Source organism: Flavobacterium cheongpyeongense, assembly GCF_003202435.1.
In the GTDB taxonomy this organism is placed as follows: Bacteria; Bacteroidota; Bacteroidia; order Flavobacteriales; family Flavobacteriaceae; genus Flavobacterium; species Flavobacterium cheongpyeongense.
Map to the genome: position 1 here is coordinate 23601 of NZ_QJHK01000014.1, position 22170 is coordinate 45770.

A 22170-nucleotide genomic window follows, 5' to 3' on the forward strand; every position below is an offset into this window, starting at 1 on the left:
TTCGTTATTTTTAAGAATGAGTTTTGCAGGAAAAAGTTAGATCACATTCACTTCAGCTTCAATATGAATACCAAAAGTTTCAAAAACCGTTTTTTGAACCTGTTTTGAAACTGCCAAAATTTCCTGTCCGGTCGCATTTCCATAATTTACTAAAACCAAAGCCTGATTTTTGTGAACCCCGGCATCGCCAAAACGTTTTCCTTTAAAACCGGCTTGTTCAATCAGCCATCCGGCCGGAACTTTTACTTCTGTTTCTGAAACTTCATAAAATTTCATTTCCGGGAATTTTTTGTGGATTTTCTCGAAATCAGATTTTAATAAAATTGGGTTTTTAAAGAAACTTCCGCTATTTCCTAATTCTTTCGGATCCGGTAATTTGCTTTGTCTGATAGTGATTACGGCGTTGCTGACGTCTTTTAAAGTTGGTTGGGTAATGTTGTTTTTTGACAATTCAGCCAAAATATCACCATAAGATGTATTGATTTTATGATTGTGTTTTGTTAATTTATAAACAACCGAAGTAATAATATATTGATCCTTTACTTCATGTTTAAAGATGCTTTCGCGATATCCAAAATTACATTCAGCGTTTGTGAAAGTTTTCATTTCCTGAGATTCAATGTTGATAGCTTCACAAGAAACAAATGTATCTTTAATTTCGGTTCCGTAAGCACCAATATTCTGAACCGGAGTGGTACCCACGTTTCCCGGAATCAGGGACATGTTTTCTAATCCACCAAAATTATTGTCAATTGTATACAGTACGAAATCGTGCCATACTTCACCTGCCTGACTTTCTATCCATACAAAATCATTATCTTCTTTAATTATTTCTTTGCCTTTTAAATCGATATGAATGACTAAAGCATCAATATCTTTAGTTAAAAGCATATTGCTGCCGCCTCCTAAAATGAATTTTTTTTCGTTTTTGTTTGCTGACAAAACCCTTTTCAATTCCTCAACAGAATGAACTGCAATAAATTGTCTGGCTTTGGCTTCAATGCCAAAAGTATTATAGTTTTTTAAAGAAAAATTGGATTGGATTTCCATGTTTAAAAAGGCTTTTGATATGAGTCCAAAAGTATGAATTATAATTTTTTATTTCATCGGCAAATATGCAAAGTTTGCACAAAGTTCGATAAGCTTTGCGATCATAGTATAAATTTTAGCGAATCTTGCGGTTAAATGTCTCTGATACTCAGTAAATCATGATATTTATCCGCAATTACCTTCATATTAATATCATAATTAGCATTTTCCTCAACAAATTTTCTGTTTTGAAGAATAGCCTGATTTCGGGATTCAGCATTTTCAAAAGACCAGATTAGTTCTTCTGCCAGCATTTTGATATTATCAATTTCAATTAATTCTCCGTTTTTACGATGTGTGATCCAGCTTTGATTCCCGGGAATATCTGAAACAACGGGGTAACAATTGCAAGCCATCGCTTCAAATAAAGAAGCAGAAACGCCTTCGGTAATCGGCATGCTGATGTAGATATTTGATTGCTGTAATAGTTTAGGAAGTTCTGTATTTGGAATACGTCCTGTAAAAATCACTTTATTCTCAATCTGGAGTGCTGTGGCTAAATCTTTTAAGTGTTGTAATCTTGTTCCGTCACCAACAATAGTCAGAGAAAAATCAATCCCTTTTTGGTTCAAAATTCCAAAAGCTTTTAAAATCGAATCATGTCGGTATTCAGGCTGAAGTGAGCGTGTAACAATGGCTTCAATTTTACCCGAATTATTTGTCGAAGGAGTAAAAAGCGATAAGTCAATTCCCTTTGGTAAAACCATAACTTTGTTCATGTCAACGCCAATTTCTCTCATCGAAATTGTCATGACCGGTCCCCATGCATGAATTAAATCCGCTTTTTTGAAAGCATATTTTTGAATGATTTTCTTAAAGGGATATAAAACAGAACCTTCCGGCCATAAATCTGTTCTTCCTTGTTGGGCAATGGCAATAGTTTCAGATCCGGATAAAGCGGCAAGAAAACCATAACTGGTCGTTCTTTCAGCAATTACCATGTCCGGTTTTTCTTGCCTGATGATTTTACGGATAGTAATAGGAGAGAAGAGATACTCTGCTATGCGTTTGAAACGATTCAGTTTAGAATTGTTAGGCGTTTTAAGTTCCCACGTGATAATTTCAAAATCACCAAATTCTTTCAGACCTTTCATCCACGTAATTGCATCAGCGCGATACGATTCTCCAAGAAAAAGTATTTTTCTTTTTTTCATTCTATATATTAAAAATTTGTCACGAATTTCACCAATTTAAGCGAATTAATTTGATTAAATCTGAGGATTTTTTTGCTACAGATTAATAAAGAGTAAAAGAATTTTACTGTATAGAAATAATCTGCGAGAATCTGTGAAAAACCAAATTAAAATTCGTCAGTGTCTAATGCACGGTTAATGAATTCGTTTAATGGTTTTAAAGCGATTAACTTTTTACTCATTTTAGAAACGAAGTCATTTTGTGTAACCTCAGAAATGTCAAACTTTTGAGATGTCGTAAAACTTTTCAGCTTTAAAAAGGCAATTGCCGGATGGTCTTTTTCGTAACCTTTGGGCATGCTTTTAAGCGAATTGTTTTCGTTTACGTCAAAATTGCCGAATTCTTTTTTGAAGTTTTTTTCGGCTAAAATGGCTTCTAAGTCTTCATGAAAAAAGGCGATTTCTTTGCGTACTTTTTTTAACTGATCCGCATCAGGCGAATAAAATCCGCCGGCAATAAAACTGGCGTCTTTTTCAATATGTACATAATACCCGGAACGATTTGCCCCTTTTGCACCAGACGATAGCCAGACACCCAAATGTGCTTTATAAGGCGATTTGTCTTTAGAAAAACGAATATCACGATTGATCCTGAATGTACAATCTTTAATTTCCAATAGTTCCAAAGAAGGATCCAGCGGTTTCATAGCATCCAGAAAATCACTTACCAGTTGGTGGTAATCTTTCTTGAAGATTTCGTAGCGTTTTTTATTATCCTGAAACCAGTCACGGTTGTTGTTCTTTTTTAAATCGTCTAAAAATTGCAATGATTCTTTTGTTAGCATGATCGGTTTTTTATTGCAGTTGTTTCTTTAACTTTTAAATTCTTTATAAAATTACAAATTAAATATTTTATAACTCTGATGTGTCGATTTGACAATTTTTTCGGTACGTTCCGGATGTGTATCTGAAATAAAAAGCTGACCAAAAGTTTCGCTGTTAACCATTTCGATAATTTTAGCAACACGGCTTTCATCTAATTTATCAAAAATATCATCAAAAAGCAGCAATGGTTTTACACCGCTTTGTTTTTTTAGAAATTCGAATTGAGCCAGTTTTAAAGCAATCAAAAATGATTTTTGCTGGCCTTGTGATCCGAATTTTTTTATCGGGTGCTGATCGATTTCAAACGATAAATCATCTTTGTGGATGCCGACACTTGTGTAGTGCAGCGCACGATCCTTATTGATGTTTTCCTGTAAAAGAATCAAGAGATCTTTATCAAACAAATGACTTTCATAAACCAATTGAACTGATTCTTCGGAGCCTGTTATTGCTTGATGGTGTGTATTAAATATAGGTATAAATTGTTCCAGAAAATCTTTTCGTTTTTCAAAAATCGATTGTCCAAAACTATTCAGTTGTTCATTATATATAGATAAGGTGTCATTGTCAAAAACATGATTCAGTGCAAAATATTTCAGTAAAGCATTACGCTGCACAATTATTTTCTGATACTGAATAAGCTGATGCAGATAATTAGAATCTAATTGCGAAATAACGCTGTCCATGAATTTACGGCGGGTTTCGCTTCCTTCGACAATCAGGTCCCTGTCGGCTGGTGAAATAATAACCAGCGGAATAAATCCGATATGATCAGAGAATTTATCGTAAGCCTTTCCGTTTCTTTTCAAAACCTTCTTTTGTCCTTTTTTTAAACTGCATACAATTTGTTCTGTTCTTTCATTTTTTTCAAGTTCGGCATCAATGACAAAAAACTCTTCTCCGTGTTTGATATTCTGAATCGCCAATGGATTAAAATAGCTTTTTCCGTAAGCCAAATGGTAAATGGCATCCAGTACATTGGTTTTTCCAATTCCGTTTTTGCCTACAAAACAATTAATCTTGATGTCGAAATCAAAACTGGCTTCGGAGAAATTTTTATAATTGAATAAAGAAATTTTGTTTAAATGCATTTTTAAGGAAATGTAAAATAAATTTTAGTGTTTTGGAACAGCAAAAATTTGAGGGTGCAAATTATCGAAAATTATCGATATAAAAGGCTTTTGAAGCTTTTCTGAATGATTTATTTTGCTACTGAATCGAAAGGAGTTACGATTGTTCAAATTATTTTTTTTTAAATAGTGATAAAATTGATTTTTTTGATGTCAATTTCAATAAAAATTTTATTTTTGCCGTTCACTAAATTATTTTTAAATGGCAACTTACAATAAAAGAGGATATAAGACACCAAAAGAGAAAGAGGTAAAAGAAGTTAATGAAGAACAAGAGGTAATTATTGACGAAAAAGACAGTACAACTGCCGGTGTTTTCTCGAAATTAGACGAAACTGCTTCAAGAACTGAAGACTGGGTGGCTAAAAATCAAAAAATAATTATTGGTTTAGTGGCTGGGATTGCGGTATTAACTATTGGATATTTGGCTTACCAAAAATTTATTGAAGCTCCTAAACAAGATGAGGCTGCAAATGAAATGTTTGTTGCACAGCAAAATTTCCAAAAAGCAACTGATGGCGTAGCAAGTGATTCATTATACAAATTGGCGTTAAATGGTTCTGAAGGTAAATTCGGATTCGTAAAAATCGCTGACGAATATTCTGGGACTGATGCAGGAAACTTAGCAAATTACTATGCAGGTATGGCTTATTTGAATACAGGGAAATTTGATGAGGCTATTAAATATTTAGGCGAGTTTAAATCCGAAGATATGATTTTAAGTGCTTTGGCAAAAGGCGCTATTGGAGATGCTTATTCTCAAAAAAATAATCAAAAAGAAGCTTTAGACTATTATGTAAAGGCTGCTGAATCTAACAAAAACGATTTTACAACACCTCGTTTCTTATTAAAAGCAGGAAAAACAGCTTTGGCTTTGGGTCAAAAAGAAGATGCTTTGAAGTATTTTACAGATATAAAAGAAAACTTCGATGCAACTCCGGAAGCTGCTTCTGTTGATGTATTGATTGGATTAGCGCAATAATTTTATTTTTAGAGTTCAGATTAGTTTTTAGATTTGTATTTTTACCATCTAAATTAAAAATCTAAAATCTTAAATATAAAAGATGGCAACCGAAAATAAAAATTTATCAGAATACGATAAAAACACAATCCCAAATGCGAAAGATTTTCGATTTGGGATTGTTGTTTCTGAGTGGAACGACACTATTACAGAAGGACTTTATAATGGTGCTTTTGAAGCATTGACAGATTGTGAAGTTCCTGCACAACAAATTGTCCGCTGGAATGTTCCGGGTAGTTTTGAGCTGATTTATGGTGCAAAGAAAATGCTGCAAACACAAAATGTTGATGCAGTTATTGTAATTGGATGTGTGATTCAGGGGCAAACAAAACATTTTGATTTTGTATGCGAAGGCGTTACACAGGGAATCAAAGATCTGAATGTTCAGACCGATATTCCGGTTATATTTTGTGTTTTGACAGATAATACGATACAGCAGTCGATTGACAGGAGTGGAGGGGTTCACGGTAATAAAGGAACTGAGGCTGCAATAGCGGCAATAAAAATGGCCTATATTCGCCAGCAGGCTTCAATAACCCATACTTTTAATCAACCTTTATTGGCTTCAGGAGCGATTCAGATTGAAGAGATACCTGTAAAAATAGAGAATGAATAAAACAACAATTGTTTTGAAATATTTAAAGCCTATACTGTAAAATAGTATAGGTTTTTTGTTTTTTTATGACTCATGAAATTCTAAAAGCCCATAGAAATTCATTAAATTTGTACACTTTGGTTTGAAAAATTTAAACCTTAACCTTTAAATAGTTTTTTCTTAATGTCGAGTATTATTCAATTACTTCCAGATCATGTTGCCAATCAGATTGCTGCCGGTGAGGTGGTTCAAAGACCTGCTTCAGTCGTAAAAGAGTTGCTTGAAAATGCTGTTGATGCTGGGGCAACCGACATTAAATTGATTATTAAAGATGCCGGAAAGTCATTGGTTCAGGTTATTGATAATGGTAAAGGAATGAGTGTTACAGATGCCCGTTTGTGCTTTGAACGTCATGCAACCTCAAAAATTCGTCAGGCCGAAGATTTATTTTCATTATGTACTAAAGGTTTCCGTGGAGAAGCTTTAGCTTCGATCGCAGCAATTGCACATATGGAAATGAAGACCAGGCAAGACCAGGAAGAACTGGGTACACATATTATTATTGAAGGAAGTAAGTTTATTTCGCAGGAAGTAGCGGTTTTACCAAAAGGGACTTCTTTTGCGGTTAAAAATTTATTTTTTAATATTCCTGCCAGACGTAATTTCCTGAAATCAGATACGGTAGAATTTCGTCACGTAATGGATGAATTTCAGCGTGTAGCATTGGCACATCCCAATATTCATTTTGTTTTTTATCACAATGGAAGCGAAATGTACAATTTGCCAGCAGCAGGTTATCGTCAGCGAATAGTGGGTATCATGTCTGGAAAAACCAATGAAAAATTGGTTCCGGTAAATGAAGATACCGAAATTATAAACGTTCAGGGGTTTGTCTGCAAGCCTGAATTCGCAAAGAAAAGCAGGGGTGAACAGTTCTTTTTTGTAAACGATCGTTTTATAAAAAGCGGTTATCTGCATCATGCAGTTATGGCAGCTTACGAGGGACTTTTAAAAGAGGGCGCGCAGCCGAGTTATTTTTTGTACTTACAAGTGCCGCCAAACACAATCGATATCAACATCCATCCCACAAAAACCGAAATAAAATTTGATGATGAGCAGGCTTTATATGCTATTTTAAGAGCTGCTATAAAACACAGTTTGGGGCAGTTTAATGTAGCACCTGTCCTGGATTTTGATCGCGATGCCAATTTGGATACGCCTTATCATTATAAAGATTTAGCAGCCGAAACACCAACTATTCAGGTAGATGGAACTTTTAATCCGTTTACCGATGATAAAACAAATCAGCATTATTCAAAAGTAACTTCCGGATCTGGGTCAGGTTCCGGTTTTAGTTCAGGATCGAATTCATATTCCGGATATTCTAAAAGAGTAGAGCCCTCAGCAAGCTGGGAGAGTTTATATGTTGGTTTAGAAACAGAAAGCATCGAGAGTTCGCCTTTTAGTTTTGAAAATGAAGAAGTGACATCTTCCTTGTTTAACGATGATGAAGTCGAACAGGTGAGTCAAAAAACATATCAGATACACAAAAAATACATCGTTTCACCAATAAAATCAGGAATGGTGATTGTGGATCAGCAACGGGCTCATCAGCGTATTTTATACGAACAGTTTTTACTAAATATGACAGTAAATCAGGCGGCAAGCCAGCAATTGTTATTCCCGTTGAACTTGTTTTATTCTTCAGATGAAATGACCTTAATCGAAGAGCTAAAAGCCTCACTTGAAACAACAGGTTTTGTTTTTGAAGATGCGCAGACAGATCATATTGTTATTTCCGGAATACCGGTTAATATTACCGAAAGCGAAGTTTCTATAGTAATTGAACAATTATTAAGTGATCTGCAAGACGGAATTCCGGCCAGTAGTTACAGTCAAAATGATACCATTGCCAAATCGATGGCCAAAAGTTTAGCGGTTAAAACCGGATCGTATTTAACCGAAAAAGAGCAGGACAATCTGGTAAACGGATTGTTTGCCTGTAAAGATCCAAATATTTCACCTTTTCAAAAACCTACTTTCATCACTATGCGGGTGGAAGATATAGATAAAAAGTTTGCTTTATGATGAATATGACTCCAGTTGTCAAACAACTGATTATTATTAATGTTATCTTTTTTATAGGTTCCCAGCTTGTACCTATTTCATATGAATATTTAGCTATGTTCTTTCCTGAAAGCCCTAATTTTATGCTATGGCAGCCTGTTACACATATGTTTATGCATGGAGATATATTGCACATTATATCTAATATGTTTGTACTCATTTCTTTTGGTTCTACATTAGAGATGGCTTTCGGACCTAAAAAAATCTTGTTTTTTTATATTTCCTGTGGATTAGGTGCAGTTTTATTTGATACTGCAATAAAATATTATATGTTTCAGGATGGATTGAATTCTTTAATAACAGCAGGATTTTCAAAATCAAATGTATTGAATCTTTTAAGTGAAGGGAAGATAGATGAAAGATGGCAGGATATATTAACGGCTACGGAATATAGAAATTTTACGGGATCTTATTTTGGTGCTTCTCTGGGGGCTTCAGGGGCAACATATGGTTTGATGATTGCATTCGCTTTTATGTTTCCAAATGTAGAATTAGGTTTGATCTTTATTCCAATTCCAATTAAGGCCAAATATTTTGTTTTAGGTATTTTAACGATTGATTTAGTTTTAGGATTGAAAAACAATTCTTTATTTGGAGGCGGTAGTGGTCACTTAATTGGACATTTTGCACATCTTGGTGGAGCGTTGACAGGCTATTTAATGATGTTATACTGGAAAAAAAATCAGTTTAATAATAATCGTTGGAATTAATTTTTAACTTTAGATAATTAATAATAAAAACAAAAAGAAGCTTTTATGAATATTCTTGATGATTTGAAATTGCAGTATAAAATAGGAGGTGTTTCTCTACGTTTAATTTATTGGAATATTGCTTGTTTCTTGATTTCATTAGTGTTTTTTTATCAATATTCTGGCGGAGGATTTGATTATCCAAACTGGTTGGAATTATCATCTGATCAGAATGTTTTTCTATTTAAGCCCTGGACATTTCTAACCTATGCTTTTTTTCACTCTACCTTTTTGCATTTATTGTTTAATATGATGGTTTTAAACTTTGCAAGCCAGTTGTTTTTGACTTTTTTTACTCAAAAACAGTATTTAGGAGTGTATGTTTTAGGTGCTGTTTTTTCTGGAATTGCTTTTGCATTAAGTTTTTATTTTCTAAATATTTCAGCTTCTATTGTAGGAGCTTCTGCTGCAATTATGGCAATTTTAGTTGCTGCAACAACATACCAGCCATTGATGAATGTTCGTTTACTATTGATTGGGAATGTGAAATTGTGGCATATTACAGGTGTAATCCTTATCCTGGATTTGATGCAATTACGCTTAGATAATACAGGCGGTCATATTTCACATTTGGCAGGTGCTTTTTTTGGATTTATTTATATTAAATTACTTCAAAACGGAACAGATTTAAGCATCATAGTTTCTAAAATATTAGATTTTTTCGCCAATTTATTTAAAAAATCACCTTCAACCCCATTTAAAAAAGTTCATAAAAATTATAAAAAACCTACAGAAAAAGCGACATCAAAAATTGTTACGAAAGACAAAACGCAACAACAAATTGATGAAATTTTAGATAAAATTAGTCAGTCTGGTTATGATTGTCTGACAAAAGAAGAAAAAGAGTTTCTATTTAAAGCTGGAAAATAATCTTTTAGCATAATAATATGAAAAACCTTTCGTGGTTTAATAAAATAATGTTCTTTTTGAATATAGTGCTGACTGTCCTTACATTTAGTGTCTATGTTTTGCCATTTCTTGCACCCAAGAGCTTTCCTCTTTTATCGGTGCTTACGCTATTTATGCCGGCTTTTTTTGTTGCAAACGGATTGTTCTTTATGTATTGGGCAATTCAGTTTAAAAAACGTCTTATTTTATCTGGTTTGGTCTTACTGATGGGAATTACATTTATTAATAAGTTCTACAAATTTTCAGGTAAAGAATATATTAGGGACGAAAAAGATTTCTCAGTAATGAGTTATAATGTGCGTCTTTTTAATGTTTTTAAATGGCTGGACCGTGATGATATTCCATCTAATATAAAAGCTTTCATTGATGAAAGAGACCCTGATATTTTATGTGTTCAGGAATATTCAAATTCAGCACATCTGGATTTAAAAGTATATCCACACCGTTATATTTTTATTGACGGAAATCAAATTAAAACAGGACAGGCTATTTTTTCAAAATTTCCAATTATAAATGAGGGGAATATTATTTTTCCGAAATCAGATAATAATGTTATTTATGCGGATATAAAAAGAGGAAAGGATGTTATTCGTGTCTATAATATGCACCTGCAGTCTATTAAAATATCACCGGATGTTGATAAGATTTCAAATGATATCGATAATGTAAACCAACGCAAATCACAACAAATTTATGCCAGGATTAGTAAAGGATTCAGACAGCAGCAAGAGCAGGCAGAAATTTTTAAAGAGAATATTAAAGAATGTAAAAATCCAATTATCATTTGTGGAGATATGAATAATAGCCCTTTTTCGTATGTTTACAGAAATATAAAAGGAAAATTAAAAGATACTTTTGAGGAAGCCGGAGAAGGTTTTGGTGCTACCTATAAATTTCGCTATTATCCTGCCAGAATTGATTATATTTTTACCGATCCTAAAATTAAGGTAAAGCAATTTGAAAGTTTTTCTGATTTTGAAAACTCAGATCATTTTCCAATCATGACAAGAATTTCAATGGAATGAATTATATAAAATCACATCTGAATAAAAAGATGTTAGACTATTTTTTGAGTCTTTAAATAATCCATTGCAAATTTACCTTCATTAAAAAGTAAATCCAATACACTTAAATTATTGATGAAGCCATGTTTGTCGCCAAAAACCTGAGGATATTTTTCGAATGAATTGGTGTCTTTCTTTCCATTTGCCAAATATCTGAAATCAAAAACGTTTTCAGCTTCATGAAAATATTCAGAAGTAATATTGAATTCTAATTTCATACGAAGACATTTGGTAACGGTTTCTAAAACTTCCATATTGAGATCCATTAAATAAATATGCTTTTTTTCGAATATAGGAAGAATGTCATCTTCGAAAAATTCAAAGAATGGAGAACTTCTGTAAGCTGCTTCTAAAGACTTGAAATGTTGCTTTTGCCAGTCGAATTCATTCTCAATTAAAACGTCTTTTGTTTTTTGGTGTGCTGTTTTAGAGTGTTTTACCGGAATATTTAAAAGTTGAATTCCGTTTGGACTGTAGATATAGGTACGGTTTCTATTAGTCTGTTTCTGAAAATTATCTTCCATTTCAAAAGTGATATTTTCAGATTGAGCCATAACTGCAAAATGGCTTATTGACGGAAAATAAGTAGGAAGTAATAAGGAATTCATGTTTTTGTTTTTTGTTTAAAATTGTTTCAGGTTTCAAGTTTTAGGTTTGACGAACTTGAAACTTGAAACCTGACTCAAGAGCTTGCTCGAACAGGCGAAGCAAACAAAAATAACTTATTTAATTATGCTTTGTTTTCTTTTCTTTTTTTCCAAAAATATTCTCCAATAAAGAATGCTGCTAAAGCAATCAGGAAGTATTTGAAATAGGATTGTGGCTGTCCTTCGCCATCTACAGTAGTAAAAACTCTGTCCCAACGAATTTTATTGATCCCTTTTCCATTGGTGTCCCAGCTCATCCAGATAAAAACAGGTTTGCCAACAATGTGATTTTCGGGAACATATCCCCAATAACGACTGTCTTCAGAGTTATGGCGGTTGTCGCCCATCATCCAATAATAGTTTTGTTTAAAAGTATAAGTGGTTGCAGGTTTTCCGTTTATTAAAAATTTTGAACCATCAAGTTGCAATGTGTTTCCTTCGTAAGTAGTGATGATGTCTTTGTAAAAAGGTAAAGATTCGTTTGTAAGCGAAACTGTTTTTCCTGCCTCAGGAATATAAATCGGGCCAAAATTATCCTGATTCCATTTGTTGATATGCGGGAAAATTGCATTTTCATTTCCTTTAGCGATTTGTCTTTTTACATTAGTTACTCCCGGAGTGTTTTTTAAACGTTCAGCACTTGCCTCTGTTAAAGCTGCAAAATACAAAGTGTCCCTTTTGGCATCATCTTTAAAGCCCATAACATCAACAAGATTCACGTTCAGTTCTTTTAGTAGAGGTTCGAAATCGATTGGCGTTTTACCATCTAATGCTACTGCATAAGAATATTGTGGTTTTGCTCTTTCAGGAAGGATTAGTTTTTTATTGTTGATATAAACAAAACCGTCTTTTATAGACAAACTATCTCCTGGAACACCCACGCAGCGTTTTACATAATTAGATTTCTTGTCGATTGGTTTTATAACGCCAGGTCTTCCTTTTGGTTCAAAGAAATAATGTACGGTATCAACCGGCCAGTTAAAAACAACAATGTCGTTTCGTTTTATTTTTTCTAAAGCAGGCAATCTTAAATAGGGTAATTGTGGCCAGCTCAAATATGATTTTTTCTTAGTTAATGGAATAGAATCATGTACCATTGGCAGTGCGACTGTGGTCATAGGAACTCTTGGTCCATAGTTTACTTTGCTTACAAATAAAAAGTCTCCGATTAGCAGGGATTTCTCTAATGATGAAGTTGGAATTGTAAAGGGCTGTACAACATAGGTGTGTACAAGTGTTGCTACAATTATAGCAAAGAGCAATGAGCTTACGGTGTCTGCGGTTCTGTTTTCAGGAGTTAATTTTCTGTCAGCATTATGTTCTAATTTTTGAGTATAGTTGACATAATAAATGTAAAACCCTAAAGTAAAAATCCCTAAAACAGTATCTAAAGTTGATTTTTTTCCAAACGTTCTTAAGGTTTCAACCCAAATAACAGGAAACATAATCAGATTGATAATCGGTATGAAAAGTAATACTGTCCACCAGGTTGGACGACCAATAATTTTCATCAGAACAATCGAATTATAAAGAGGAATTGCAGCTTCCCACGATTTTCTGCCTGCAGCCTCATATAGTTTCCAGGTTCCCAAAAAATGGATTACTTGTACGGCTAAGAAAAAAACAAACCAAAGATAAAGTGTCATAATTTTATATTTTAGTTCTGAAATTTCAGAATATTACTTTTTTTAATTATTTGGATTCCAGATTCAAAACGTCTTTCATGGTATAGATTCCTTTTTTGCCGGCTAACCATTCGGCAGCAATAACAGCTCCTAAAGCAAAACCTTCACGATTATGTGCGGTGTGTTTTAATTCGATGCTGTCAACTGTCGAATCATACGTTACAGTATGGGTTCCGGGAACATCACCGATTCTTTTGGATTTGATATGAATTTCTTTTGGCTGTGGATCTTCCATTGTCCATTTTGCGTAAGTACTGTTTTCAATTACTCCTTTTGCTAAAGAAATTGCTGTTCCGCTTGGGGCATCTAATTTTTGAGTATGGTGAATTTCTTCCATTGATACTTTATAAGAATCAAACTGAGCCATGATTTTGGCCAAATATTCATTCAGTTCAAAGAAAATATTGACACCCAGACTAAAGTTTGAACTTGAGATAAAACCACCTTGTTTTTCATTGCAAAGAGCTTCCATTTCGTCATAATGTTCCAGCCATCCTGTTGTTCCTGATACTACCGGAACATTGGCATGAAAGCAACTTGAAATATTAGATACAGCTGCAGTAGGGACACTGAAATCTATAGCCACATCGGCTGTTGAAAGTCCGTCATAAGTATTGAATTCATCTTTTTTCAAGACAATTTCGTGGCCTCTTTCCAGAGCAATTCTTTCGATTACCTGACCCATTTTTCCGTATCCTAAAAGTGCAATTTTCATTTTTTTTGTATATTTTTTTAATTTAAATAGAAATAAAAAGCTATTTAAAAGTTGTAATTAAAAGTTAGTCCGACATTTGGTTTAAAAGTTACATCAGAAGGGTAAATTTCCGGACGAAGCGATAATCTTTCATTGACGTTAAATTGAATCAGAGCAGCATCAACATTGGCATCAATAATGTTTAAGATATAGAATCCAACAACAAATAAAGCAGATAAATCACGATTACGCTGATAAAATTTTTGGCCGGCAATAAGCCTGTCGTCGCTCAGAAAATCGAAATCGCCACTTTCCGGGCTATAACCTTCAAGTCTTCGTTTGTATTCGTCACGATATTGATGGTATTTTTTATTATTGTCTAGGTAAAAATACATGCTGGTACCGATAGCGCCATACACCAAAGGGATTTTCCAGTATTTTTTATTGTATGCTTGTCCTAAACCGGGTAAAATGGCAGAATAAAAGGCAGCCTTTGCTGGTGTAAGCGGATCTATTTCCTGCAACTTAGTAGTGTCTTTAGTGACTAAAACCGTTTCTTCTTTTGCCTGAGCAAAAAGAGAGACGGTTCCTAAGAGAAAGAACAATAGACTTATGGGGATAATTTTATTCACTATCCGTTTATTAATTTTATAATTCTGTTAAAGTCGGCTTCTGAATTAAACGGAATGGTAATTTTTCCTTTTCCGTTGCCTGTCACCTTTACATCAACTTTCGCTCCAAAATAATCATTAAAAGTGTTTTTTTGGGTTTCTTCAACTACAAATGAAGAAGCTGCTTTAGGTTTTCCTTCGGCTTTTGGTTTTAGGCTTTCATGATAGTTTTTTACCAAAGTTTCTGTTTCGCGAACCGATAAGTTTTGACTTACTATTTTTTGGTAAATATCAGTCTGGATATCTAAATCTTCGATATTGATAATTGCTCTTCCGTGACCCATACTAATAAAACCGTCACGAATACCGGTTTGGATAATCGGATCTAATTTTAAAAGGCGTAAGTAGTTGGCAATAGTAGAACGTTTTTTTCCTACACGTTCGCTCATTTGCTCCTGAGTTAACTGAATTTCATCAATCAGACGCTGGTAAGAAAGAGCGATTTCAATAGGATCTAAATCATGCCGTTGAATATTTTCAACCAAAGCCATTACTAATGATTCGTTATCATTAGCAATACGGATGTAAGCAGGCACATGTGTTAAGCCAACCAAGGTGGAAGCACGTAAACGACGCTCTCCTGAAATTAACTGGTATTTATTGAAGTCTAATTTCCGAACAGTAATAGGTTGAATCACACCAAGTTCTTTAATAGAAGTGGCTAATTCACGTAATGATTCTTCGTTGAAATTGCTTCTTGGCTGAAAAGGATTTATTTCGATAGCACTTATTTCAAGCTCAATGATGTTTCCAACAACTTTGTCAGCATTTTTATCTTCTACTGATGTAATATCATTTTCCGGATCTTTTAATAATGCTGATAATCCTCTTCCTAAGGCTTGTTTTTTAATTGCTTTTGTCATAAAAACTATTTGCTGTTTTTCTTTATAATTTCCTGAGCCAGATTAATGTAATTTACAGCTCCTTTGCTGGTAGCGTCATAATTTATGATGCTTTCTCCAAAACTTGGTGCTTCACTTAATTTTACATTTCGCTGGATAACGGTTTCGAATACCATGTCGTTAAAATGTTTTTGAACCTCTTCAACAACCTGATTTGATAAACGTAATCTCGAGTCGTACATGGTTAGTAATAGACCTTCAATGTCCAAATCGGGATTGTGGATTTTTTGAATACTTTTTATGGTATTCAAAAGTTTTCCTAATCCTTCGAGTGCAAAATATTCGCACTGGATTGGAATAACCACAGAATCTGCAGCCGTCAAAGCATTTAAAGTTAACAACCCAAGAGATGGCGCACAATCGATAATGATAAAATCATATTCTTCTTTTGCTTCTTCTAATGCTTTTTTAAGCATATACTCCCGGTTTTCTTTGTCAACCAATTCAATCTCGATTGCAACAAGGTCGATGTGAGCAGGTATCACGTCAACATTTGGAGCTGTACATTTTAAAATGGCTTCTTTTGGTGTTACAGTATGTTCCAGAATTTGATAAGTTCCAATTTCTACTGATTCTACATCAATTCCAAGGCCAGATGTAGCATTGGCTTGAGGATCAGCGTCGATCAATAATACTTTTTTCTCTAAAACACCTAATGAGGCAGCAAGATTTACCGATGTAGTAGTCTTTCCAACGCCTCCTTTTTGATTAGCAATAGCAATGATTTTGCCCATTTATTTTCTAAATTTTGAACCGTAAAAATACAATTATTTATGGTTTTTGAAAATCTATTTTGTTAACATTTGCGAAATGTCCTGCAGCCTTTGTTTTGTGCGTGTTTTAAAACCATTTATACAAAATTAACTAGAGTAGATTCTTTCATTTTAATTGTTTTTTTTCATAAAACAGCGTTTGGATTTTAAATTTGTTCAGCAATCTTAAATAATTTGGTTATTCTTTTTTCTATTAATTTTTTCTTATTTTATAAATTGTTTTGGATAACCCAAAAATAGTTCTATATTTGCACCCGCTTACGGGGTGTAGCGTAGCCCGGTTATCGCGCCTGCTTTGGGAGCAGGAGGCCGCAGGTTCGAATCCTGCCACCCCGACTAAAGAGCCTTTCAAAGGCAGTCAAAACCCCTTAAATCATATGATTTAAGGGGTTTTTCTTTTTATTTTCAACTCCAAGATATTCAAGTTATGTGGGATCATTCGCAAAAGTTAGGCCTTCAGTAACAATAATTTAGGGATTAGAATTAATTCCAAATTATAAGGATCTATTAAATAAAAAAGTATTGATCAACTCATTTTTAAATTGCAGGGTATAATTTCGTGTGTTTTTTCTTTTAATTACTACAGAAAGATCAAAGGATTCAAAGATTCCATGATTAAATCATACAGAAGTTACAATTCTTCAGTATATAGAAACCTGGCTTACGCTATACCATAAAGATAATATCAATGACTAAAAGCAGGTGTCAACTCCAAAAATGAAATCAAGAATAAAAACCATAATGCAGCATTCACGTTAAATTAGTGCGTTTTTTCAAAATGATACTGGAGTTTATAAAACCACATTATTATTGACTACAAATTATTTTAGCGGCAGACTTGGCTAATTTAATTGGTAACGAATTTTTTGTCCCTTTGCTTCGCAGAATTGCCCCTTCAAATAACATCATAATCTGAATAGCCAGCGATTCACTTTCTTTAATTTTTGCCTCAGATAGATACTTTTCAATGAGCCCCTTTAAGGCATTTGTGTGGACATCACAAGCTGCTTCTATTTCTACTGCCTTGTGCGCATATTCTGTTTTTGCATTCATTGCAAAGCAGCCATAAAGATTGCCGGCATCTACCAGCTTTGCAAGAAAGTCAAAAATGAGTAAAGCCTTATCAACTGGTTGGTCTAATGTAGATTTTTCTATATAATCTGCTATTGCTCTATACATGATTTCGTGGTAATAATTAACGGCAGCAATAATGAGTCCCTCTTTTGATGTGAAGTGTTTGTAAAGTGTTCGTTTGGATATACCAGTACTATCAACGATGGCATCTACACCGGTGGCGTGAAAACCGTTCTTGTAGAAAATGTCATAAGCGCTTTTAATCATTTCGTCCCTTTTCTGGGATTTTGAAACTTGATTTATTTTTTTTTCCATAAATAAAATATTCTATTGCAAATGTAAACCAAACTGTTTACATTTGCAATAAGTAAACTGATCTGTTTACATTTTGTAAACCTGAATCTAAGAATAGAGATATATAATTTAAAAATTTTCAAAATGAAAGAAAACAATAAAATGGGGACTGCGGTAGTAACAGGTGCATCATCAGGTTTAGGTGCGGTATTTGCCGAAAGGCTGGCAAAACGTGGTTATGATTTAAAATTAGTAGCGCGTCGTAAGGATAGATTGGATTCACTTGCTGAAAAACTGGAAAGTAATTATGGAATTAAGGTAACTAACTTAGTTGCAGATTTAGGCCTGGATACAGATTTAGAAAAAGTGGCTGAAGACTTAAGAAATGACAAGAGCATAACATTGCTTATTAACAACGCAGGTACTTCTACACTTACCTCGGTTACTAAGACTAGCGTGTTGAAACAAAAGGAGATGGTAAATGTAAATATAACTGCATTAATGTTGTTATCGAATGCTATTCTACCGCAGTTTTTAGAGAAAAACGAAGGAACTTTAATTAATATAGCTTCAGTACTTGGATTTTATTCCTTGCCGATAAGTGCTGTTTATAGTGGCACAAAAGGTTTTGTAGTTCAGTATACCAAAGGGTTGCAGGAAGAAGTAAAAGGAACAAATATTCATGTTCAGTTGGTAAATCCTGCAACTACTGCAACCGAAATATGGGAGGTTGGCGGCATCCCGCTATCTGCATTGGAACAGTCAACGATTATGAAAACTGAAGATTGTGTTGATGCCATTCTTGCTGGACTAGATAAAGGTGAATTAATCACACATCCGTCTGTAAACGATCAAAACCTAATTGATGCTTATGAAGATGCCCGCCTAAAATTAATGCAAGGTTCACAAACGAGCCAGCCTGCGGAACGATACACCAAAAATTAGGAATTTAGACCTTTGCTTATTGGGGCTAAAAAAATATTCTTAAACAAATTTTAAATAAAAATGAAAACAATAATTTTAAACGAAGCAGGCAGTATTGATAATCTACAATATATAGAAACCTCAAAGCCAACAATTAAAAGTGACGAAGTATTAGTAAAAACAATTTCATTAAGTGTCAACCCTGTTGACTATAAAGTAAGATCAAACGATGGAGCGCTGAATTGGATTCTTGGTGCAGACAGACCTGCAATTATTGGTTGGGATTTGTCAGGAACGGTAGAAGAAGTAGGAGCTGATGTAACTGGTTTTAAAATTGGTGATGACGTTTTCGGAATGGCAAATTTCCCAGGAAAAGGGAATGCTTATGCCGAATTTGTTGCTGTTCCATCAGCACATTTAACTTTAAAACCTGCAACTATTTCTCATCAGGAAGCGGCTTCGGCTACACTTGCTGCACTTACGGCCTGGCAGGCTTTAGTAGAAAAGGGCAATGTAAAAAAAGGAGACAAAGTCTTAATTCATGCAGCATCGGGTGGTGTTGGACACTATGCCACACAAATTGCGAAACATTTTGGGGCTTATGTGATAGGAATATCATCGGCGAAAAACAAAGAATTTATTTTACAAAATGGAGCAGATCAACATATAGATTATACAACAGAAAATTTTCAAGAAACAGTTTCAGATGTTGATTTTGTGTTAGATACTCTTGGAGGCGATACGATTTTAAAATCTTTAGATGTTATAAAACAAGGCGGAACAATTGTTTCAATTGCATCTAGCAATCTTTCTGCGGAAGAACTTGAAAAAGCAAAATCAAAAGAGGTGGATTTATCATTCTTGCTTGTACAGTCATCGGGTGAAAACATGCTGCAGCTTGCACAGCTATTAGAAAAAGGTATCATTAAATCTCACGTTTCTAAAATATTTACTTTTGACCAAATGCGAGAGGCACATTTGTATTTAGAAAAAGGCAGAACTGTTGGTAAAATTGTAGTCAATCTTTAAGAGCAGCTACAAAATAAATAATTATAATATTTTTTCGCATATATCTTTACAATGGTTTTTAATACAAATAATAGAAACCAAAATGGATATATGCGAAATTTTTAAAATTAAAAAATGAAACAGCTGATCAATATTTTAGTAGTACTGGCAATTCTTCCTTTATTGGTTTTAGGTACAGTAAATGTATTTGCTCCCTCAAATACTTTTGAACTGTACGGCATTAAGCCATTAGGCATAATGACTTACAGTACCTTTAGAGGAGCCATTGGCGGTATGCTCATCGGAGGCGGGTTGATAATGCTTATTGGGGCTAATCACCAAAAATAAAACCTGGTATCAAGCATCCTTGTTATTAATAAGCGTAATATTGATCTGCAGAATTATCAGTGTAATATTTGACGGTTACACAAATGATTTATTGCCGGCAGGCATAACCGAACTTTACATTATCATAGTAATGTATTTTGCATCAAAACAACTAGATCATCCTAAAAATTAAGCTCAATGAGATTGATCTGTTATAATAAAAGCTGTCAAAAAGAGGTATTGCATAAAACTTAAGTCGTTATTACAAAAATGATAACCATAATTAAGAGCAATATAGAATTATATAAGAATGCAGAGGTAGTAATTTCAATGGTGCTCAAAGAAAAAGAGCATGCAAAATATTGCACGCTCTTTCATTTATACACTATATATTTTACTCTGCCAAAAATCCAGTTTAAAAAACAATATTTGACTGCTGTATGCAGCAAACTTAACTATTAAAGTTTACCGCAGCTTAGCACTTATCAAACTACTTTATCTTAACAACAACTTTTCCTTTTGACCTTCCAGTTTCAACGTAAGACAATGCTTCATTAGTTTGCTCAAAGGGAAACACTTTATCAATAACAGGCTTAATGATTCCTGCTTCGATAAGCTTTGTGATTTCTCCTAATTGATTGCCTTCCGCTCTCATAAATAAGAATTTAAAAGACACATTTAATTTCTTTGCTTTTTTCCTGGCACTGGAACTTAACAATTTTGTTACTAACTTTAAATACCAAGGCAAACCGATTTCTTTTGCAAACTCTGGTGTTGGTGGTCCTACTAACGAAATTAATTGACCACCTTTTTTTAAGATACCTAATGATTGTTCTAACACTATCTTTTCCCGGTTACTGTGCAATACTACATCATAGTCTTTGAGTAGATTAGAAAATTCTTGTGTTTTATAATCAATCACCAAATCAGCACCAAGGCTTTTTACCAAATCAATATTTTTTGTACTTGTAGTTGTTGCAACATAAGCCCCCAAATGTTTCGCCAATTGAATGGCAAATGTACCAACACCACCCGAACCAGCTTGTATAAAAACTTTCTGCCCTTTTTTTACATTCGCAATTTCAACTAATGCCTGCCAGGCAGTTAAACCAACTAATGGAATAGAACCAGCCTCTTCCATTGATAGATTTTTTGGTTTCAAAGCTAAATCGCTTACATTGACAGCAATGTATTGCGCAAAAGTGCCTATTCTGTAATCGCCTACTCTTGAATAGACTTCATCACCAATTTTAAATTTCTTTACACCCGAGCCTACTTTAACCACAGTCCCAGCCATATCATGCCCATTTATGATTGGGGTTTTATAAGGCAAAAAGATTTTAAACTCTCCATGTTTTATCATTGAATCCAGGAGATTAACACCTGCTGCGTGAATTTGAACCAGAACTTCATTTTCTTTTGCAATTGGTTCTGCTACTTGGGTAAGTTTTAATTTTTCTTTCTTACTGTATTTTTCTACTATAAATGCTTTCATTATTATAATTTGATTTTTATTTAGTCAAAAATGGTATTGCTTTTTTAAGAAATTCTTCTTGGTATTGAAAAATACCGCCATGCCCTGAATTTGGATAAATTACAATTTCAGAATTAGGAAAACGATTTGCCAAATCATACGAATTAGGCGTTGGCACCATTCTGTCATTATCACCATTGACTACCAATACAGGATGTTTGAAAACACTCAAATCTGCAGGCTTGTCATTTCCCCACATTTTAATGGCTTTAAGTTGTTTACTTAACACACTTAATTTTACTTTCTCATCACGTTTTTCAGTTCTTTCTTTTAGACGTTTTAGAAAATCGCGCGCCGCTTCTTTACCTATTTTGTTTTGAGTAAAAAATAAATAAAATTTAGGATCTCTGAATGTTAACAGGCCTTTTAAAATATCCTTGTACGTTAAACCAGCCACATCACTAATCCCCTTGCCTCCTCTGGGACCTGTGCCTGCAAGAATAATTTTACGAGCCAAAGCCGGTTCTTGCAAAAGTAATTCCTGGGTAATAAAACCACCCATAGAAAATGCCACAATATCCACTTGTCTGTATCCCAAAGCATGAATAAAGCCAATGGCATCTTTTGCCATATTAGCAATACTTGTTCCTTGTTCTCCTGTTGTTGCACCAACACCGCGATAATCAAAAGAAATAATATGGCGCTCTGTCGCAATGGCATCCATAATTCTAGGGTCGCAATTGTCAAGGTTTGCTGTTAAGTGATTAAAATATATAACAGGAATATCTCCTTCCTTACCATAAGACCGATAAGCAAATTTTATTCCGTTAGCTTCAATAAACCGGGTGGGTACCGTAGCATAAGTGTAGTTTACACTTTGTGAATCTGATGCAGTCATAATTTCATAATTGTTTGATTGTGAAATATTTGCTTGTGAAAATAGATTACTAATATAACCTATTAACATAAAAAATACAATTAAATACTTTTTCATT

22 protein-coding genes and 1 tRNA gene are annotated in these 22170 nt (G+C 34.0%); 10 read left to right on the top strand and 13 right to left on the bottom strand.

All coding sequences use genetic code 11. From position 1 onward, the window contains the following. Positions 1–36: 36 nt before the first annotated feature. From murB to recF, 4 genes are all read right to left on the bottom strand, one after another. Positions 37–1050 (bottom strand): UDP-N-acetylmuramate dehydrogenase, encoded by a 1014-nt coding sequence (murB, locus tag DMB65_RS15135; protein WP_110307483.1) that lies wholly within the window; start codon positions 1048–1050, stop codon positions 37–39. Between the two features lie 131 nt (positions 1051–1181). Beyond that, entirely contained in the window at positions 1182–2243 is a 1062-nt protein-coding gene (locus DMB65_RS15140) for a glycosyltransferase (protein ID WP_110307484.1), read from the bottom strand. 146 nt (positions 2244–2389) lie between these two features. After that, positions 2390–3067, bottom strand: a complete 678-nt coding sequence (locus DMB65_RS15145; protein WP_110307485.1) for a DUF2461 domain-containing protein — start codon at positions 3065–3067, stop codon at positions 2390–2392. Positions 3068–3118: 51 nt separating this feature from the next. After that, complete coding sequence (gene recF / locus DMB65_RS15150; RefSeq protein ID WP_110307486.1) at positions 3119–4198, bottom strand: DNA replication/repair protein RecF; 1080 nt, start codon at positions 4196–4198, stop codon at positions 3119–3121. A 241-nt stretch (positions 4199–4439) separates the two neighbouring features. Here recF and DMB65_RS15155 point away from each other — a divergent pair, with 241 nt between their 5' ends. The 6 genes from DMB65_RS15155 (at position 4440) to DMB65_RS15180 (ending at position 10663) form a co-directional block, all read left to right on the top strand. Then, positions 4440–5219, top strand: coding sequence for a tetratricopeptide repeat protein (locus DMB65_RS15155; protein WP_110307487.1), 780 nt, complete (start codon positions 4440–4442; stop codon positions 5217–5219). An 82-nt stretch (positions 5220–5301) separates the two neighbouring features. Continuing rightward, positions 5302–5874, top strand: a complete 573-nt coding sequence (ribH, locus tag DMB65_RS15160) for a 6,7-dimethyl-8-ribityllumazine synthase (RefSeq protein ID WP_110307488.1) — start codon at positions 5302–5304, stop codon at positions 5872–5874. Between the two features lie 162 nt (positions 5875–6036). Further along, positions 6037–7941, top strand: a complete 1905-nt coding sequence (gene mutL / locus DMB65_RS15165) for a DNA mismatch repair endonuclease MutL (protein WP_110307489.1) — start codon at positions 6037–6039, stop codon at positions 7939–7941. Next, on the top strand, positions 7938–8690 hold the full coding sequence (locus DMB65_RS15170; RefSeq protein ID WP_110307490.1) for a rhomboid family intramembrane serine protease: 753 nt from the start codon (positions 7938–7940) through the stop codon (positions 8688–8690). Before mutL ends, DMB65_RS15170 begins: the two co-directional genes overlap by 4 nt. A 45-nt stretch (positions 8691–8735) precedes the next feature. After that, a complete protein-coding gene (locus tag DMB65_RS15175; protein WP_110307491.1) occupies positions 8736–9599 on the top strand; it encodes a rhomboid family intramembrane serine protease in 864 nt (287 codons plus the stop codon). Between the two features lie 17 nt (positions 9600–9616). After that, positions 9617–10663 carry an endonuclease/exonuclease/phosphatase family protein gene (locus DMB65_RS15180; protein WP_165834954.1) on the top strand — a complete coding sequence of 349 codons (1047 nt, stop codon included), beginning with the start codon at positions 9617–9619 and terminating at the stop codon, positions 10661–10663. A 32-nt stretch (positions 10664–10695) separates the two neighbouring features. On the opposite strand, the gene DMB65_RS15185 is transcribed toward DMB65_RS15180, so the two are convergent. The 6 genes from DMB65_RS15185 to DMB65_RS15210 all read right to left on the bottom strand — a co-directional run bounded on the left by DMB65_RS15185 (position 10696) and on the right by DMB65_RS15210 (position 16035). Next, entirely contained in the window at positions 10696–11310 is a 615-nt protein-coding gene (locus tag DMB65_RS15185) for a WbqC family protein (protein WP_110307492.1), read from the bottom strand. A 122-nt stretch (positions 11311–11432) separates the two neighbouring features. Further along, complete coding sequence (gene lepB / locus DMB65_RS15190; RefSeq protein ID WP_110307493.1) at positions 11433–12995, bottom strand: signal peptidase I; 1563 nt, start codon at positions 12993–12995, stop codon at positions 11433–11435. Positions 12996–13041: 46 nt separating this feature from the next. Further along, positions 13042–13749, bottom strand: coding sequence for a 4-hydroxy-tetrahydrodipicolinate reductase (gene dapB / locus DMB65_RS15195; RefSeq protein ID WP_110307494.1), 708 nt, complete (start codon positions 13747–13749; stop codon positions 13042–13044). A gap of 44 nt (positions 13750–13793) precedes the next feature. Beyond that, positions 13794–14360: a DUF5683 domain-containing protein gene (locus DMB65_RS15200; protein WP_110307495.1), complete on the bottom strand. Its 567-nt coding sequence runs from the start codon at positions 14358–14360 to the stop codon at positions 13794–13796. After that, entirely contained in the window at positions 14360–15262 is a 903-nt protein-coding gene (locus tag DMB65_RS15205) for a ParB/RepB/Spo0J family partition protein (protein ID WP_110307496.1), read from the bottom strand. The genes DMB65_RS15200 and DMB65_RS15205 overlap by 1 nt, the downstream gene beginning before the upstream one ends. A gap of 5 nt (positions 15263–15267) precedes the next feature. Then, positions 15268–16035 carry a ParA family protein gene (locus DMB65_RS15210; protein WP_031455881.1) on the bottom strand — a complete coding sequence of 256 codons (768 nt, stop codon included), beginning with the start codon at positions 16033–16035 and terminating at the stop codon, positions 15268–15270. A 300-nt stretch (positions 16036–16335) separates the two neighbouring features. On the opposite strand from DMB65_RS15210, the gene DMB65_RS15215 reads away from it, so the two are divergent. Continuing rightward, positions 16336–16410: transfer RNA gene (locus tag DMB65_RS15215), tRNA-Pro, on the top strand. 471 nt (positions 16411–16881) lie between these two features. On the opposite strand, the gene DMB65_RS15220 is transcribed toward DMB65_RS15215, so the two are convergent. Further along, positions 16882–17463 (bottom strand): TetR/AcrR family transcriptional regulator, encoded by a 582-nt coding sequence (locus DMB65_RS15220; RefSeq protein ID WP_008464642.1) that lies wholly within the window; start codon positions 17461–17463, stop codon positions 16882–16884. Between the two features lie 141 nt (positions 17464–17604). On the opposite strand from DMB65_RS15220, the gene DMB65_RS15225 reads away from it, so the two are divergent. The 3 genes from DMB65_RS15225 to DMB65_RS22470 all read left to right on the top strand — a co-directional run bounded on the left by DMB65_RS15225 (position 17605) and on the right by DMB65_RS22470 (position 19722). Beyond that, complete coding sequence (locus DMB65_RS15225; RefSeq protein ID WP_230470687.1) at positions 17605–18387, top strand: SDR family NAD(P)-dependent oxidoreductase; 783 nt, start codon at positions 17605–17607, stop codon at positions 18385–18387. A gap of 60 nt (positions 18388–18447) precedes the next feature. Then, the gene (locus DMB65_RS15230; protein WP_110307498.1) at positions 18448–19395 is read left to right on the top strand and encodes an NADP-dependent oxidoreductase; all 948 of its coding nucleotides are present in this window, start codon (positions 18448–18450) and stop codon (positions 19393–19395) included. Positions 19396–19509: 114 nt separating this feature from the next. Further along, the gene (locus tag DMB65_RS22470) at positions 19510–19722 is read left to right on the top strand and encodes a hypothetical protein (protein WP_230470688.1); all 213 of its coding nucleotides are present in this window, start codon (positions 19510–19512) and stop codon (positions 19720–19722) included. Positions 19723–20191: 469 nt separating this feature from the next. Here DMB65_RS22470 and DMB65_RS15240 read toward each other — a convergent pair whose 3' ends face one another. Both DMB65_RS15240 and DMB65_RS15245 read right to left on the bottom strand, forming a co-directional pair. Then, a complete protein-coding gene (locus DMB65_RS15240) occupies positions 20192–21196 on the bottom strand; it encodes an NADP-dependent oxidoreductase (protein ID WP_110307499.1) in 1005 nt (334 codons plus the stop codon). Between the two features lie 16 nt (positions 21197–21212). Further along, positions 21213–22169 (bottom strand): alpha/beta fold hydrolase, encoded by a 957-nt coding sequence (locus DMB65_RS15245; protein WP_230470689.1) that lies wholly within the window; start codon positions 22167–22169, stop codon positions 21213–21215. Position 22170: the final 1 nt, after the last annotated feature.